Here is a 16,207-nt window from a genome sequence, read left to right as displayed (position 1 = left end):
GAAAGAAAAATGGCAAGATTTACATTACCTCGTGATTTATATCATGGAAAAGGTTCATTAGAAATGTTAAAGACTTTAAAAGGCAAACGAGCTATTTTAGTTTTAGGTGGAGGTTCTATGAAACGCTTTGGATTTGTGGATCAAGTCGTTTCATATTTAAAAGAAGCGCATATAGAAGTTCAGCTTTTTGAAAATGTTGAGCCAGATCCTTCTGTAGAAACAGTTATGAAGGGTGCAGAAGCTATGCGTGAATTCGAGCCAGATTGGATTATTGCAATGGGAGGTGGTTCTCCTATTGATGCAGCTAAAGCAATGTGGGCATTTTATGAATATCCAAAAACTTCATTTGAAGACTTAATCACACCATTTAATTTTCCAGAACTTAGACAAAAAGCTAAGTTTTTAGCAATTCCATCTACATCAGGTACAGCGACAGAAGTAACGGCTTTTTCTGTTATTACAGATTATGAAAAAGGAATTAAATATCCTTTAGCAGACTTTAATATTACACCGGATGTTGCAATTGTTGATCCATTGCTTGCAGAAACCATGCCGCCAAAGCTTACTGCACATACAGGAATGGATGCATTAACTCATGCTATAGAAGCTTATGTTTCTACACTTCATACCCCATTTACAGATCCTCTTGCAATAAAAGCAATTCAGATGGTATTTGATTATTTGCCTGCATCATATGATGGTGATATGGAAGCGAGAGAACAAATGCACTACGGACAATGTTTAGCTGGAATGGCATTTTCAAATGCACTTTTAGGCATTGTACACTCTATGGCACATAAAACAGGGGCAGCCTTCTCTACAGGTCATATTCCACATGGTTGTGCTAATGCTATTTATCTTCCATATGTTATTAAATTCAATGCTAAAGATGCAGTAACACGTTATGCAGAAATTGCACGTTCTGTTGGTCTTGAAGGTAGCGATGATCATGAACTTGCAGAAAAATTATGTGACAAGATTGATGACTATAATGTAAAATTAGGTATTCCTAAAACATTAAAAGCTTTTGGAATCAATGAAGAAGAATTTAAACAAAAAGTAAGTAAAATTTCTGAACTTGCTGTAGGAGATGCTTGCACAGGATCTAATCCAAGAAGTATTACACCAAGTGAAATGGAAAAATTATTCACCTGTATCTATTATGGAACAGAAGTGAATTTTTAATAAAATAAAGCCTGCTAATGGATTTTATCCATTAGCAGGCTTTTGTATTTATAGGATTAGAATGATTCTTTTTAAAATAGATATAAAAACAAAGACTTGTAAGATCAGCAATAAACCAACCTACAGGAATAGCCCACCAAATAGCAACAACACCAAGTGAAGGAGCGAACGTATAAGCAAGGGCTACACGTAATCCAAGAGAGATAACGGTTAGAATAACAGAAATATTGGCTTTACCTATGCCTCTATAGTACCCATAGCTTAAGAAAAGGTAACCGATAAGGATATAAAATGTTGAAACAATCCATAAGTATTCTTTGCCATAGTGGAGAATTTCTAGTGCGTCTTTTGAGATAAATAATGTTAAAAGTGGTGTGGCAAATAAAAGAACACACAGTGAAGCAATAGCACAAAAGAGGGTTGAAATACCTAAGGCAATTTTAATACCTTTATGTATACGCTTGGTTTGTCTGGCACCTTTATTTTGAGCAATATAAATAGCAAAAGCATTTCCAAAATCTTGTGCTGGCATATAAGCAAAGGCGTCAATTTTAACGGCGGCAGCAAATGCAGCCATTACAGATACACCGAAAGTGTTTACAAGACCTTGAATCATTAAAATGCCGAAGTTCATAATGGATTGTTGGATACTTGTAAAAACACTGTAATGAATTAATTGTTTCATAAGTGGTATGTTAAGGCGAAAATCTTGTTTAGTGTAATGTAAGAAGGAGAGCTTTTTTGTACTATAAAATGTAATGAGTAGTGCAGAGAAAGCTTGAGCAATAATGGTAGCAAGGGCAGCACCTTCTACACCCATCTGAAAACCTATTATGAAAATAAGATCTAGGACAATATTAAGTAAAGATGAAACAATTAAAAAGATTAAGGGCATAAAGGAATTACCAAGGGCTCTTAATAAACAACTAAAGTAGTTGTATAAGAAGGTAAAGCCTAATCCATAAAAGATAATGGTCAAATAGGTTTTAGTAGCTGTAAATATACTTTCAGGTGTATGTACAAGTTGTAAGATTGGAGTACTGAAGCTAAGGACTAAGACGTTAAGAATAAGCGTTAAAAGAGCGATAAAAATGAAGCCATTATAAATACTTTTTTTTAGTAATGAGATTTCTTTTGCACCAAAAAAATGAGCAAATAGAGTAGAAGCACCCATGCAAAGTCCTATAATAATTGAAGTTAAAAAGATAACTATAGAAAAAGAGGAACCGACAGCAGCGAGGGCATCAGAACCTACAAATTTACCAACCAAAATAGTATCTGCAATATTATAAAACTGTTGAAATATATTTCCTACAATTAAAGGGAATGCAAATTGGAGCAAAACTTTTGCTTCATTACCTTGAGTTAAATCTTTCATAAGAACTCCTTTTTACAGAATAATGTGTATAAATTTTATTATACCATAGAGTAATAAAGCGAAATAGAGTTAAAAATAAATAAAAAAGGAGATGTCATATGACATCTCCTTTTAAGATATTAGTTGCCTAAGTATCTTTGGTATGCGCCGTTGTAGATTTCCATGTATCTTGTTAAGCCCATTTGGTTAAGTTGAGCTACATATTTATCCCATTCAGCATCAATATTGTTTTGACCTGTTGTCCATTTAGCTTTGTTAAGGTTAACGAAGTCTTGTAAGTCTGTTTGAAGTGCAGAAAGTTCTTTTGACTCTTCTGGAGTTAAGTTCATGTTTGGTACGTATGGTGCTAAGTAAGGAGCGTACATTGCTTGTCTTTCATCAGCAGCAATACCGTCTGGTGTTTGAATAAGGTCTTGTGTTTTGATTTCAACAGTTTCTAATGTTGGAACGTAAGCACTTGGACATTCACTTTGTGCACCTGGTTCGCTAGGCATGATTTCCCATTGATCGCCACGCGCTTCTAAACGGTTACCATATCTAAGTTTTAAAGAATGTTCTTTTTCGAAGAATGAATCGATATAACGCATTGCTGCAGCTGGGTTAGAGCATGTTGCAGAGATGATTGCACGGTTTTTATCGATACTATAGTCAAATTGTGACCATAATTTTGTTCCATCTGGACCTGCTAAAGGTTCGATAGCGATGAATTCACAAGCACCGCCAGCGATTGGTCCGTTTGTTAAGTATGCTCCAAGGTAATCTGAGCTTACTTTAGCCATGTATTGGTTATGATCTTGTGTGAAAAGTTCTGTATCTAATAAACCTTCTGTGTAAAGTGTACTTGTCCATTTGATGTATTCTTTATAACCTTCTTGAACAGGAGTGTAGATAAGTTCTGATTGATCATTATTAAGCATCATGCTTCCTGTAAGTGTTACAACACCGAATGCACCACTGAAACCTGTGTCACCATTCCATACATCATATGGAGGTACTGGTTCGTATGACATTCCAATTTCATCAGCTTTACCATTTCCGTTAGGATCTTGAGTTTTGAAAGCTTTTAATACTTCGTAGAATTCATCTGTTGTTGTTGGTACTTCTAAACCTAATTTATCTAACCAAGTTTTGTTAATGCAAAGTTGAGTTGTTGCTTGACCAGCAGTTGCATTTACAGCTGGGATAGAGTAGATGTTACCATCTGGCATTGTAATTGCTTTTTTGATGTCTGGTCTTTCAGCAAGTAAAGCACTAATGTTTGGTGCATATTGATCAATAAGATCATTTAAAGGCATGAATAAGCCCATTCCTGCATATTTGTTAATCATTGATGAACTTAAGCCTGAGAAGAACATATCAGGAAGTTTATTTGATGCTAAAACTAAGTTAAGTTTTTCTGTTGCACCATCACCACTTACTGTTTCGAAATCTACGAATACATTTGTTTTTTCAGCAAGTTCTTTGAATACTGGGTAATCATCCCAGCTACCTTGTCCTGGTTCACCGTAAGCGAAAGCAGTTAAGTCGATACGCTCAGGTACGATTGGGTAACCTTCAAGGTTAATTGTTTGGTTAGCTTCTACTGAAGTAGAAGGTGTACCAGTTGATCCGTTATCTGTTGCTGGTTTACTACAACCTGCTACTGAAGATAAAACGAGCATTGAAGCTGTTGCTAAAGTTAAAACTCTAGTAAATTTAGTCATCATTCATTCTCCTGTCCTTGTAATAAAGTGATAAAAATTAATTGATTCACTTTATAAATATGGTTAACAGTTCTTAAAAAGTTAAGTGGAAGTTAAGAACTGTTTAATATGTATAGATAATATCATAAAGTTAAGAAGTATTAAAGTGTTTCAAGACAAAAAATATAAAAAAATTTAAACTTTGTTCAAAAACAACCAAAATGGAGTAAAAAATGACTTAAAACAGAAGTTATAATTGTGTATAATGTATAGTAAAAGCTATTAGTAAAGTTACAAAAATTAAATTTAATATAGATTTTAATGATGAATATAAAGCTTTGATAGTTAAAATAATCAGAGGAATTATGAATATAAAATGAATAAACAAGTTAAAATGTGAAATAAATATTAAAAATTTAGAATATATTTTAAAAAGGTTTTGTGATAAAGTCATAGAAAAAGAGGGTAGTAATGCCTGTTATATTTATTTAAATGAAAAGTTCCCATAAAAAAGTTATTTCTATACAAATAACTCTTTTATGGGAACTTTTGTTGTGTAATTTTATTAGTAAAAAAAGAGAGTTCTAAATGGTAAAATTAATGATCTAATAAGTAGTGCCATTTCCAGTCTGAAGGAGGTATAAGCCCTAAAATTTGAATAAGAGTTGGTGCAATGTCTTTGATATTTACATTTGCTAAAAGGTGATTAGGTTGGAAAATGGGACCATGACAAATAAGAGGAATGGTCATATCTTCCATACAATCTGTATTATGGGTACAATGATGACCACTATGATGAGCTGTAATGCACACATTATAATTTTTTGGTAGATACTCCATAATTTTTTCAATGCAATGAGAAGCATTTGCAACTGCTTCTAAATAGTGAGGTGCCATCCAACTGTGCTTGTATCCAGCAATATCTGTATAGCCTAAATAGAGAAAGAGAAAATCAGGAGATTCTTCATATATATAGGAAGCTGCTAAATCACTCAGTTTATGTTCATGTTCAAGAGCAGCAGTATAGTCAGTAGGAATACATTCATAATGAGAAAATGTAAGTTAATTATTTTAATTAGATTTTAATGTTAAATAAAGAGATCTTAATCCTGATTTTATTTACACACTGCTAGAATTAAGGTAGAACACAATCTACTAAAAATCTAGAGGTGAGTAGAGTATGAAAATAGATAAAGAAAAATTATTTAGTCATTGGATAAGCAGGCATCCTATTATACTTCTCGTAGGAGGTTTTACGATCTACACCCTATGCTTGATCGGTGGCGTGAGTCTATGTGCAATGTTTGGTGGAATGCTAGCGTGGTTACTCATGTAAAGAGATTTTAATGTAATTTTAATGTTTAAGCTTATTTCTCTAATGCCTATTTAATTTGAGATTGAATATACTACATACATGTAAAGGCAATAGAGCAGGAATGATAATTTAAAGGAGTGAATAAAAGAATGTTTACAATATTAAAATATGGGCTTTACTTAGTTGTATTAGTGCTTTTGGCCATACCATTAGGTGCTTATATAGGAAAGATTATGAATGGGGAACATGTTTTTTTATCTAAGTTATTGATACCATGTGAAAAGATGATTTATAAACTTTTGCGTATTAATGAAAAGGAAGATATGACATGGAAGCATTATGCGCTTAGTGTCGCCTTATTTAATGGTATAGGATTTATCTTATTATTTATTTTACATATGATACAAGGATTATTACCTTTAAATCCAGAGGGATTAGGAGGAACAAGTTGGCATTTAGCTTTTAACAATGCAGCAAGCTTTATCACCAATACCAATTGGCAAGCTTATAGTGGTGAATCAAGTTTGACGTATTTTACTCAGATGTTTGGTTTAACAGTGCAAAATTTTGTTTCTGCATCAACAGGGATAGCTGTTTTGTTTGCAGTGATAAGAGGCTTTTTAAAAGTGAAAAGTGAAGGACTTGGAAGCTTTTGGGTGGATTTAACAAGGATTATCTTATATGTGCTACTTCCGTTATCTATAGTGACCTCTTTATTTCTTGTATCACAAGGTGTTGTGCAGAACTTAAAACCTTATGATACAGTTGAATTAGTTGAACCTATTAAAGATGAAGAGGGAGCAACTGTTACAGAGCAAGTGGTACCTATGGGACCAGCGGCAAGTCAAATTGCAATTAAACAGCTTGGGACAAATGGAGGAGGATTCTTTGGTGTGAATTCTGCACATCCATTTGAAAACCCAACAGGACTTTCTAATCTTATAGAAGTGACTGCAATATTACTTATTCCAGCTGCTTTATGTTTTACCTTTGGTAGGAATGTAAAGAATAAAAAACAAGGTAAGGCCATTTTTATGGCAATGATGATTTTACTTGTCATGGCATTAGGCGTTATTGGAGTGAGTGAACAGCAGGCTACACCACAGCTTGCACAGGCAGGGGAAGTAGATTTATCTACCTATCAACAAGCTGGTGGCAATATGGAAGGTAAGGAATCAAGATTTGGAATTGTAGGTTCATCTATATGGGCAACGTATACGACTGCAGCTTCAAATGGATCCGTTAACTCTATGCATGATTCTTACACACCACTTGGTGGCATGATGACCATGTTACAGATGCAACTTGGGGAAGTCGTTTTTGGAGGTGTAGGATGTGGGCTATATGGTATGCTTGCTTTTGTAATTCTTACTGTATTTATGGCAGGTCTTATGGTAGGACGTACACCAGAATATCTAGGTAAGAAAATAGAGCCTTTTGAAATGAAGATGGCTGTCATTACATGCCTTGCTACACCTATTGTCATCTTAATAGGAAGTGGTATAGCTGCTATGGTGCCATCTGTTAATCAAAGTTTAAATAATGCAGGTGCTCATGGTTTTTCAGAACTTTTATATGCTTATTCATCAGCAGGAGGTAATAATGGTTCGGCATTTGCAGGCTTTAATGCCAATACGCCATTTATCAATTTATCCATAGGGATTATGATGTTGTTTGCAAGGTTTGTACCTATGTTTGCAATGCTAGCTTTAGCAGGAAGTTTAGCAAAGAAAAAGCATATTGCAGTAACGTCAGGAACACTTTCAACCTGTAATGGATTATTCGTAGGATTACTTGTTTTTGTCGTACTTTTAATAGGGGCATTAAGCTTCTTCCCAGCGCTTGCGCTTGGACCTATTGCAGAGTACTTTCAAATGTTAGGTTAGGAGGACCAAAAATGAAGACAAATTCTAAAAAGGGTATGGTGGATTCTAAGATGATCAGCCGTGCACTTAAAGATTCTTTTATAAAGTTAGCACCCAAAACACAATTAGCCAACCCAGTTATGTTCTTGGTTTATGTATCCGCCATTTTAACCTCAGGTCTTTTTGTATTGGCACTCTTTGGAATTAAGGATGCACCAACAGGGTTCATATTAGGTATAGCCATTGTACTTTGGTTTACTGTATTATTTGCTAATTTTGCAGAAGCAATAGCTGAGGGGCGTGGAAAAGCACAAGCAGATGCATTACGTATGGCAAAAAAAGATGTAGATGCTTATAAAATGCTTTCCATAGAAGACAAAGAGCATTTAACAGTTATTTCTTCAGCTCATCTTAAAAAGGGTGATTTAGTATTAGTAAAGGCAGGTGAGCAAATTCCAGCCGATGGTGAGGTGCTAGAAGGGGCTGCATCTGTAGATGAAAGTGCTATTACAGGAGAGTCAGCACCTGTTATTCGTGAAGCGGGTGGCGATCGCAGTGCAGTAACAGGTGGTACTACAGTTATTTCAGATTGGATTGTTGTAGGTGTTACCAATGAGGCAGGAGAAAGCTTTTTAGATAAAATGATTGCTATGGTAGAAGGCGCAAGTAGGAAAAAGACACCAAATGAAATTGCGCTACAGATCTTTTTAATGGCTTTAACTATTATTTTTATTACAGTAACAGCTTCTCTTTATACCTACTCAGATTTTGCAGCAAAACAAGTAGGCATAGAGAACCCAACTTCAATCACAGCGCTTATTGCCTTACTTGTTTGTCTTGCACCAACGACTATCGGTGCACTCCTTTCAGCTATAGGGATTGCAGGGATGAGTAGACTTAATGAGGCTAATGTACTTGCAATGAGTGGGCGTGCCATAGAAGCTGCAGGAGATGTAGATATTCTCATGTTAGATAAAACAGGAACCATTACATTAGGTAATAGACAGGCAAGTGCTTTTATTCCTGTAGATGGGCATACGGTAGAAGAGGTAGCTGATGCGGCACAACTTTCTTCCTTACCAGATGAAACACCAGAAGGGCGCAGTGTAGTTGTCTTAGCAAAAGAACAATTTGGAATTCGTGAAAGAAATCTAAGTGAATTAAAAATTGAGTTTGTACCTTTTTCAGCTAAAACACGTATGAGTGGCGTCAATTTAAAAAATATAGAAATTCGTAAAGGCGCTGCAGATTCTATTAAGCAGTATGTAGAAGCACAAGGTGGACTATATAGTAAAGCCTGTGAAGAAGTGGTTATGCAAATTGCTAAGCAAGGTGGAACACCACTCGTTGTTACAAAAAATTATGAAATATTAGGCGTCATTTATTTAAAAGATATTATTAAAGAAGGCGTTAAAGAGAAATTTGCAGATCTACGCAAAATGGGGATTAAAACCATTATGATTACAGGAGATAATCCTTTAACAGCAGCAGCTATTGCAGCAGAGGCAGGGGTAGATGACTTTTTAGCAGAGGCAACACCAGAAGGGAAACTTGAGATGATTCGTAACTTTCAGGCTAAAGGACATTTAGTTGCCATGACAGGAGATGGAACTAATGATGCACCTGCTCTTGCACAAGCAGATGTTGCTGTAGCCATGAATTCAGGTACACAAGCAGCTAAAGAAGCAGGTAATATGGTAGATTTAGATTCATCACCTACAAAGCTGATTGAAATTGTTCGAATAGGTAAGCAACTTTTAATGACACGAGGTAGTCTAACGACTTTTAGTATTGCCAATGACCTAGCCAAATATTTTGCTATTATTCCAGCTTTATTCATGAGTATTTATCCAGGTTTAAGTGCACTTAATATTATGGGATTGCATAGTGCCGAGAGTGCGATCTTTTCAGCTATTATTTATAATGCATTAGTTATTATTGCACTTATACCACTAGCGCTTAAAGGTGTTAAGTATAGAGAGGTATCAGCAGGTAGATTACTTTGCCGTAACCTTTTTATTTACGGAGTAGGGGGTATGATTACACCTTTTATCTTTGTAAAGTTGATTGATGTCATCATTGTAGCGTTAGGCATTGTAGCTTAAAGTGTGGAATAGAGAATGTGGGAGGAAATAGAATGAAATGTTTAAAAGGTCTACTTGTAAAGGCTATAGGGCTACTTATAATTTTTACAGTATTATGTGGTGGTATGTACCCATTAGTTGTAACGGGAATAAGCCAAGTGGCTTTTAAAGAAAAGGCCAATGGCAGTATTATAGAAGTAAATGGTAAAAAGTATGGGAGTGAGTTACTGGGACAACAGTTTACAGGAGAGCAGTATATGTGGGGACGTATCATGAATAGTGATACTTCTACTTTTAAAGATGAACAAGGAAATAAGCTGATGTATGCTACACCTTCTAATTTAAGTCCAGCAAGTGAAAGTTATGAAAAGTTAGTTTCAGAGCGAGTAGCCTATCTTAAGCAATATGCTGGAGATTTAGATAAAATCCCAGTTGATCTTGTGACTTGTTCAGGTAGTGGATTAGATCCTCATATTAGTATAGCTGCAGCAAGCTATCAAGTCAGTCGTATTGCTAAAGTTCGTGGTATTGAAAAAAGTGTAGTAGAAGATGCCATTACTCAGGCAACGACAGAGGCCTTTTTAGGTGTATTTGGTGAACCTACAGTAAATGTATTAAAAGTAAATTTAATATTAGATGGTGTTTTATAACAAAATTGATATAATGGAGGTATTATATGGAATAATATAATACCTCCATTATATATGATAAAGTAGAGCATACATAAATAATAGATAGATAGATAGATAGATAGATAGATGATGTTAGGAATAGAGGGAATGCAATGAATGAAAGGATGCGTAATCCAGACGAAATCTTAAAAAAATTAGAACAAGAGGAAAAGCAAAAACATAGTGGAAAGCTAAAAATATTCTTCGGCTATGCAGCAGGCGTAGGTAAAACCTATGGGATGCTAGAAGCTGCTCACGCAGCAAAAGAAAGTGGTATAGATGTTGTAGCAGGGTATATTGAACCTCATACTAGACCTGAAACTATGGCTCAATTAGAAGGACTTGAAAGATTACCTTGTCTTGAAATTGAATATAGAAATATCTTATTAAAAGAATTTGACTTAGATGGTGCGCTTAAAAGAAAGCCCCAACTACTCTTAGTAGATGAGCTGGCACATACCAATGCTGAGGGGTGCAGGCATCTTAAACGTTATCAAGATATTGAGGAACTTCTAAAGGCTGGAATAGATGTATATACCACGGTAAATGTTCAACATATAGAAAGCTTAAATGATATTGTAGCAGGGCTTACAGGTATTGTAGTTAGGGAGCGCATACCTGATTTTGTATTTGATAGTGCAAGCCAAGTTGAGTTAGTAGACTTAGAGCCTGTGGAGTTATTAGAAAGGCTTAAACAAGGTAAAATCTACAAGGAAAAGCAAGCAAGCCAAGCTGTAAAAAACTTTTTTACAGTTGAAAATCTTATTGCATTAAGAGAAGTAGCTTTAAGAAGAATGGCAGACCGAGTGAACTTAATCCAAGAAAAATCAAGTACAGCGGAACATTTACTCATCTGTCTATCACCTTCACCTTCCAATGAAAAAGTTATTCGTCAAGCTGCACGTATGGCAAGTGCTTTTCATGGTAAATTTACAGCCTTTTTTGTAGAGACATCAGACTTTACTGAGTTCTCAAATGAAGATTTAGAACGGTTAAGATGGCATTCAAGACTTGCAGAGCAATTAGGTGCCAAGACTGTCACTTCTTATGGCAATGATATTGTAGAGCAGATTGCAGAATATGCAAAGGCTGCAAAAGTGACAAAAGTTGTACTTGGGCGAACCTATACAAAAAGGTCACGTTTTGGAGTGAAAGAAAGTTTCTCAGAACGGTTAACAAAATTAGCACCTCAAATTGAGATTTTTGTCATACCTGATAGCTACGAAAAAAAATATATTAAGAAACGTCAAAGAAGCTTCAAGTATCAAACGAATTTAATCATGCAAGACATATTGATTTCAATGATTGTTCTAGGATTATCTACAGGTATTTCTTATTTATTTGCTTATTGGGGATTTAGTGAAGCCAATTTGATTATGGTCTATTTATTAGGCGTCATGATTACATCTCTTTTTACAAGGCATAGGCTATGTAGTACCATTGCAAGTATTTTAAGTGTATTTGTATTTAATTATTGCTTTACTGAACCGATTCGAACATTTTCAGTATATGACCCAGGTTATATGGCTACTTTTGCGATTATGTTTATTATGGCTTTTATCAGTACAACGTTAATGCAAAAGATTAAGCAGCAAGCCAAACAGGCAGTCATGAAATCTTATCGAACAGAAATTTTGCTTGAGACAAGTCAAAGGTTTCAACAAGCAGTAGATGTTGAGGCTATTGTATCGTATACCGCAAAGCAGCTCAGTGAACTTTTAGAAAGAAATATTTTATTTTATAGTGGTAATCCTGAAATACATCCAGAACCTATTGTTTGGAAGTGGGGGGGTGAAGAGGAAATATCTCCTTACGATCAAAGAGAATTAGGTGTGGCCCAGTGGGTTTACAAAAATAATAAGCATGCAGGATTTTCTACAAGTACATTGCCAGGTGTTAAATATTTATATTTAGCCGTACGTAGTGGAGAGCAAGTCTTTGGTGTTGTTGGGATAGATATGAAAGACAAGGCAATGGATGCTTTTCAAGAAGGGCTGATGGGAGCTATTTTAAATGAATGTGCTTTAGCACTTGAAAAAGAAGCCCTTATAAAGGAAAGAAAAGAAGCAGCGATGCAACTTCAAAAAGAACAATTGAGAGCCAATTTATTAAGATCCATCTCACATGATTTACGTACACCACTTACCAGTATTTCAGGAAATGCAGGGGTACTTATGAGTAGTGGAGACAAAATAGATGAGGCACATAAAAGTGAACTTTATGAAGATATTTACGAAGAGGCGATGTGGCTTATTAATTTAGTAGAGAATCTTCTTTCTGTTACACGTATTGAAGATGGAAGAGTCTCACTTAATCTGCAAGTAGAATTATTAGATGATGTGATAGCAGAAGCACTTCAACATCTAAGTAAAAAGAAAACGGATCATAAGATTATTGTGAATCAAGAAAATGATTTATTTATGGTCAAGATGGATACAAAGCTTATTGTGCAAGTGTTTATTAATTTAATTGATAATGCCCTTAAATACACAGCACCTGGTACAACCATCCAAATTCGTACAAGGAAACGAAGAGAGTGGATTGTCGTTGAAGTCATAGATAATGGTAAAGGGATTAAAGATGAAGAAAAGGCTAAGTTATTTGATATGTTCTATACATCTGGGCAAGCAGTGGCAGATGGTAGAAGAGGTATGGGACTTGGGCTAGCCTTATGCAAGTCTATTATAGAAGCCCATGGTGGGCAAATTTCAGTTCATGATAATAAACCAAGTGGAACCATTTTTAGATTTACATTGAAGCAAGAGGAGGTACAAATAGATGGTTAATGGTAAACTAGACATACTTGTTGTAGAAGATGATACACCTATTCGTAATCTGATTATGACAACACTAGATACACAAGATTATAAATATCAAACTGCATCAGATGGAAAAGAGGCCCTGTTAGTAGCGGTTTCTCATCAACCTGATATTTTTCTGATGGATTTAGGATTACCTGATATGGATGGTATAGAGGTGATTAAGAAAATTCGCACCTGGTCGGTGGCACCCATTATTGTCATTAGCGCAAGAAGTGATGATAAAGATAAAATAGAAGCCTTAGATGCAGGCGCAGATGATTATTTAACGAAACCATTTAGTGTAGAAGAGCTACTTGCACGTATACGTTCTACACTTCGTAGGTTGCAGTATTTAGAAAATAAGGGGACTCAAGTTGAAACCATTTTTGAAAATGGTGATTTATCTATTGATTATACATCGGCAACAGTTAAGGTTGGAGAAGAAGTTGTGCATCTGATGCCTATGGAGTATAACCTATTGTGCTTACTTGCTAAGAATGTAGGGAAAGTTTTAACCCATCAATACATATTGGATAAAGTTTGGATTAACGCTATTGAAAGTGATTTATCATCTCTTAGAGTGTATATGGCGACCCTAAGAAAGAAAATTGAACAGGACAAAACAAAAGAAAAATATATTCAAACCCGCATAGGCATTGGATATGGAATGGTTAGAATAGAGAAAAATAAAATAAATTAATAGAAGATATTTACGAGTATAAAATTATATTATAGGATATATGTAGTAATGAAATATGTCACTTGTAAGACCTATAAGACATCCCATTATATAACAAGGGGATGTCTATTTTTTATGCCTTGAAAAGATAAAACAGGAATATATAGGCATTTCTTATTAAAAAAGAAGGGTGAGAGATGATGGATTGTGAGAAAATAATTAAAAAGTATTCGAGAACTGTGGGTAGGAGATGCTTAGAAATTGGATTGAAAGCGAAGCTAAGGGCTGGTGCCAAAAAGGTGTATTAAAAAGAAAAATGGAAGAAGAGGTACAGGTGTGCTGTATCAAAATAGATCATGCAAGTAAACAGATAGAAAGTGACTTATTAGCCAGAAGGATAGCATTAGAAGAAACACAAAATAGGCTAGTAGCTTGTAAGACGTATATGCAGAAGCAGTGGTTAATGCGGTTAAGAGATAAGCAAGTACTTGATAGCATTATAATAGAAATTGAACTGATAGATAGTGTAAAAATAAATGTTAAGGGATTAAGCTAACATTAAGGTTAATACACTAAACTCTTATTTATAAAGCTTTCGTAAGCAAATGAAGTGAAAAGGAGTATATGAATATGAACTTTAGAAATGTAAAACCGATGTTAGCTGTAGTAATAGCGACGAGTTTACTGACAGGATGTAATACAACAAAGGCCCAAGAATATAAAGTAATCGAAGATACAACAAAAATAAAAGAAGAGCAAGGGGGAGAACAAGTGCAAACGGTTAAAGTTCAAAGTATTGAGGGGAATATTATAACAGCCATACAAGGCGAACTAACCGAAAATTCAGGACCACCAGCCTTACCAAACGGAGAAACACCAACAGATGAAAATCCACCAGCCTTACCAGATGGAGAAGTACAGGCAAGTGAAGCGCCACCAGCGTTACCGAATGGAGAAGCACCAACAAGTGAAGCGCCACCAGCGTTACCGGATGGAGAAACACCAACGGGAGAAGCGCCACCAGCGTTACCGAATGGAGAAGCACCAACGGGAGAAACGCCACCAGCCTTACCAGATGGTGAAGCGCAAGCAGGAGAAGCAGGCGTACCAGCAAAACCAGAAGGTGGCATGCCAGGTGAAAATGCTATGGGTGGAAAAGTATTTAATGAGCTGGGTGAATCTATAAGTTTTACAGTAGATGATCAGACAAAGATTACAATTGAGATGTTACAAGGTACACAAGAAGGAACAATGGATAACATTGGTGTGAATGATGTACTAGAAATCGCCCTAGGTGATGGCAATGTAGCAACAAGTATTGTAGTAAAAAACTTACAAATGGGTGGTGGATTTGGTGGCAGCCATACGGTTACACAGGGGACATCAGCCCATACTATTGATACAGATGGAAGTATAAGTAATGAGCACTATGCTTCAACAGGAGACGATGAAAACGCTTTACGTGTAGATGGGGCAAATGTTGTCTTGCAAGACATTCAAGTTGAGAAATTAGAAGGCGAATCTTCCAATACAGAAAATGGTGACTTCTATGGCCAAAATGCTGCGTTACTTGCAACCAATGGCGCACAAGTAACCGTTGAAAATGCAACAGTAAATACTGAGACTGTAAATGGTAATGGTGTCTTTAGTTATGGAGAAGGTACCACTGTTAATATTTCAAATTCTACTATTCGTACATCTGCCAGAAATTCAGGTGGGATTCAAACAACAGGTGGTGGAACAACCCATGCAACCCATTTAGATATTGAAACCCAAGGTGAGTCAGCAGCGGCTATTCGTAGTGACCGTGGGGGCGGTATTGTAAATGTCAAAGGTGGGACTTACACAACCAATGGTACTGGAAGCCCTGCAATCTACAGTACAGCAGATATATCTGTAGCAGATGCAACTTTAACTGCAAATCACTCAGAGGCTATTGTAATAGAAGGTAAAAACTCTGTAAGACTTGAAAATTGTAATGTAGTAGGAAGTATGGACAGCAATCATTTAGAAGCTAATGAGAATATCCAAAATATTATGATCTATCAAAGTATGTCTGGAGATGCAGAAATGGGTCACTCTACTTTTACAGCAAAAGGTGGAAGTATTACAGCCAAACAAGGTGACTTATTCTATGTAACCAATACAACTTGTACCATAGAATTATCTGATGTGAAACTTAACCTTGCCAATGACATTTTACTTAAAATAGCAGGGAATGAAAGTTCAAGAGGATGGGGAACAAAAGGAAGCAATGGTGGTAAAGCAACAGTTATTGCAACCCATCAAGTATTAGAAGGAAAAATGATTGTAGATGAGATTTCTACAATGGATATGACTTTAAGTGAAGGCTCCGCATTTACAGGTTCCATTAATGAAACAGGTAATGGAGGTAACGTTAAAGTAAGTATAGATGGCACAAGTACATGGACACTTACAGGGGATTCTTATATTACAGCATTAGATGGTGACTTAAATCAAATTAAAAGTAATGGATTCAATCTTTATATAAACGGCCAACGTGTTCAATTTTAACTAAAAGGCAAG

General features: G+C 35.6%; 11 protein-coding genes. 8 read left to right on the top strand and 3 right to left on the bottom strand.

The features are described from left to right. Positions 1-9: 9 nt before the first annotated feature. Positions 10-1,185 carry an iron-containing alcohol dehydrogenase gene (locus BN2390_RS09370; protein ID WP_053984091.1) on the top strand — a complete coding sequence of 392 codons (1,176 nt, stop codon included), beginning with the start codon at positions 10-12 and terminating at the stop codon, positions 1,183-1,185. Between the two features lie 31 nt (positions 1,186-1,216). On the opposite strand, the gene BN2390_RS09365 is transcribed toward BN2390_RS09370, so the two are convergent. From BN2390_RS09365 to BN2390_RS09355, 3 genes are all read right to left on the bottom strand, one after another. Continuing rightward, positions 1,217-2,563 carry an MATE family efflux transporter gene (locus tag BN2390_RS09365; RefSeq protein ID WP_053984090.1) on the bottom strand — a complete coding sequence of 449 codons (1,347 nt, stop codon included), beginning with the start codon at positions 2,561-2,563 and terminating at the stop codon, positions 1,217-1,219. Between the two features lie 119 nt (positions 2,564-2,682). Further along, a complete protein-coding gene (locus BN2390_RS09360; protein ID WP_053984089.1) occupies positions 2,683-4,266 on the bottom strand; it encodes an extracellular solute-binding protein in 1,584 nt (527 codons plus the stop codon). A 576-nt stretch (positions 4,267-4,842) separates the two neighbouring features. After that, the gene (locus BN2390_RS09355; protein WP_154668814.1) at positions 4,843-5,283 is read right to left on the bottom strand and encodes an alkaline phosphatase family protein; all 441 of its coding nucleotides are present in this window, start codon (positions 5,281-5,283) and stop codon (positions 4,843-4,845) included. Positions 5,284-5,709: 426 nt separating this feature from the next. Here BN2390_RS09355 and kdpA point away from each other — a divergent pair, with 426 nt between their 5' ends. The 7 genes from kdpA to BN2390_RS09320 all read left to right on the top strand — a co-directional run bounded on the left by kdpA (position 5,710) and on the right by BN2390_RS09320 (position 16,195). After that, positions 5,710-7,446 (top strand): potassium-transporting ATPase subunit KdpA, encoded by a 1,737-nt coding sequence (kdpA, locus tag BN2390_RS09350; protein ID WP_053984087.1) that lies wholly within the window; start codon positions 5,710-5,712, stop codon positions 7,444-7,446. A gap of 11 nt (positions 7,447-7,457) precedes the next feature. Further along, complete coding sequence (kdpB, locus tag BN2390_RS09345; protein WP_053984086.1) at positions 7,458-9,530, top strand: potassium-transporting ATPase subunit KdpB; 2,073 nt, start codon at positions 7,458-7,460, stop codon at positions 9,528-9,530. 32 nt (positions 9,531-9,562) lie between these two features. Continuing rightward, positions 9,563-10,159, top strand: coding sequence for a potassium-transporting ATPase subunit KdpC (gene kdpC, locus BN2390_RS09340; RefSeq protein ID WP_053984085.1), 597 nt, complete (start codon positions 9,563-9,565; stop codon positions 10,157-10,159). Between the two features lie 134 nt (positions 10,160-10,293). Beyond that, positions 10,294-12,966, top strand: coding sequence for a sensor histidine kinase (locus BN2390_RS09335; protein ID WP_053984084.1), 2,673 nt, complete (start codon positions 10,294-10,296; stop codon positions 12,964-12,966). Beyond that, positions 12,959-13,681 carry a response regulator gene (locus tag BN2390_RS09330; protein ID WP_053984083.1) on the top strand — a complete coding sequence of 241 codons (723 nt, stop codon included), beginning with the start codon at positions 12,959-12,961 and terminating at the stop codon, positions 13,679-13,681. The genes BN2390_RS09335 and BN2390_RS09330 overlap by 8 nt, the downstream gene beginning before the upstream one ends. Positions 13,682-13,910: 229 nt before the next feature. Further along, a complete protein-coding gene (locus BN2390_RS09325; protein WP_053984082.1) occupies positions 13,911-14,216 on the top strand; it encodes a hypothetical protein in 306 nt (101 codons plus the stop codon). Between the two features lie 74 nt (positions 14,217-14,290). Then, complete coding sequence (locus BN2390_RS09320; RefSeq protein ID WP_053984081.1) at positions 14,291-16,195, top strand: proline-rich domain-containing protein; 1,905 nt, start codon at positions 14,291-14,293, stop codon at positions 16,193-16,195. Positions 16,196-16,207: the final 12 nt, after the last annotated feature.

The sequence above is a fragment of the Niameybacter massiliensis genome, assembly GCF_001282685.1.
Lineage (GTDB): Bacteria > Bacillota > Clostridia > Lachnospirales > Cellulosilyticaceae > Holtiella > Holtiella tumoricola.
Note: the sequence above shows the minus strand (reverse complement) of the source record. Positions and strands in the feature narration are given on the sequence as shown.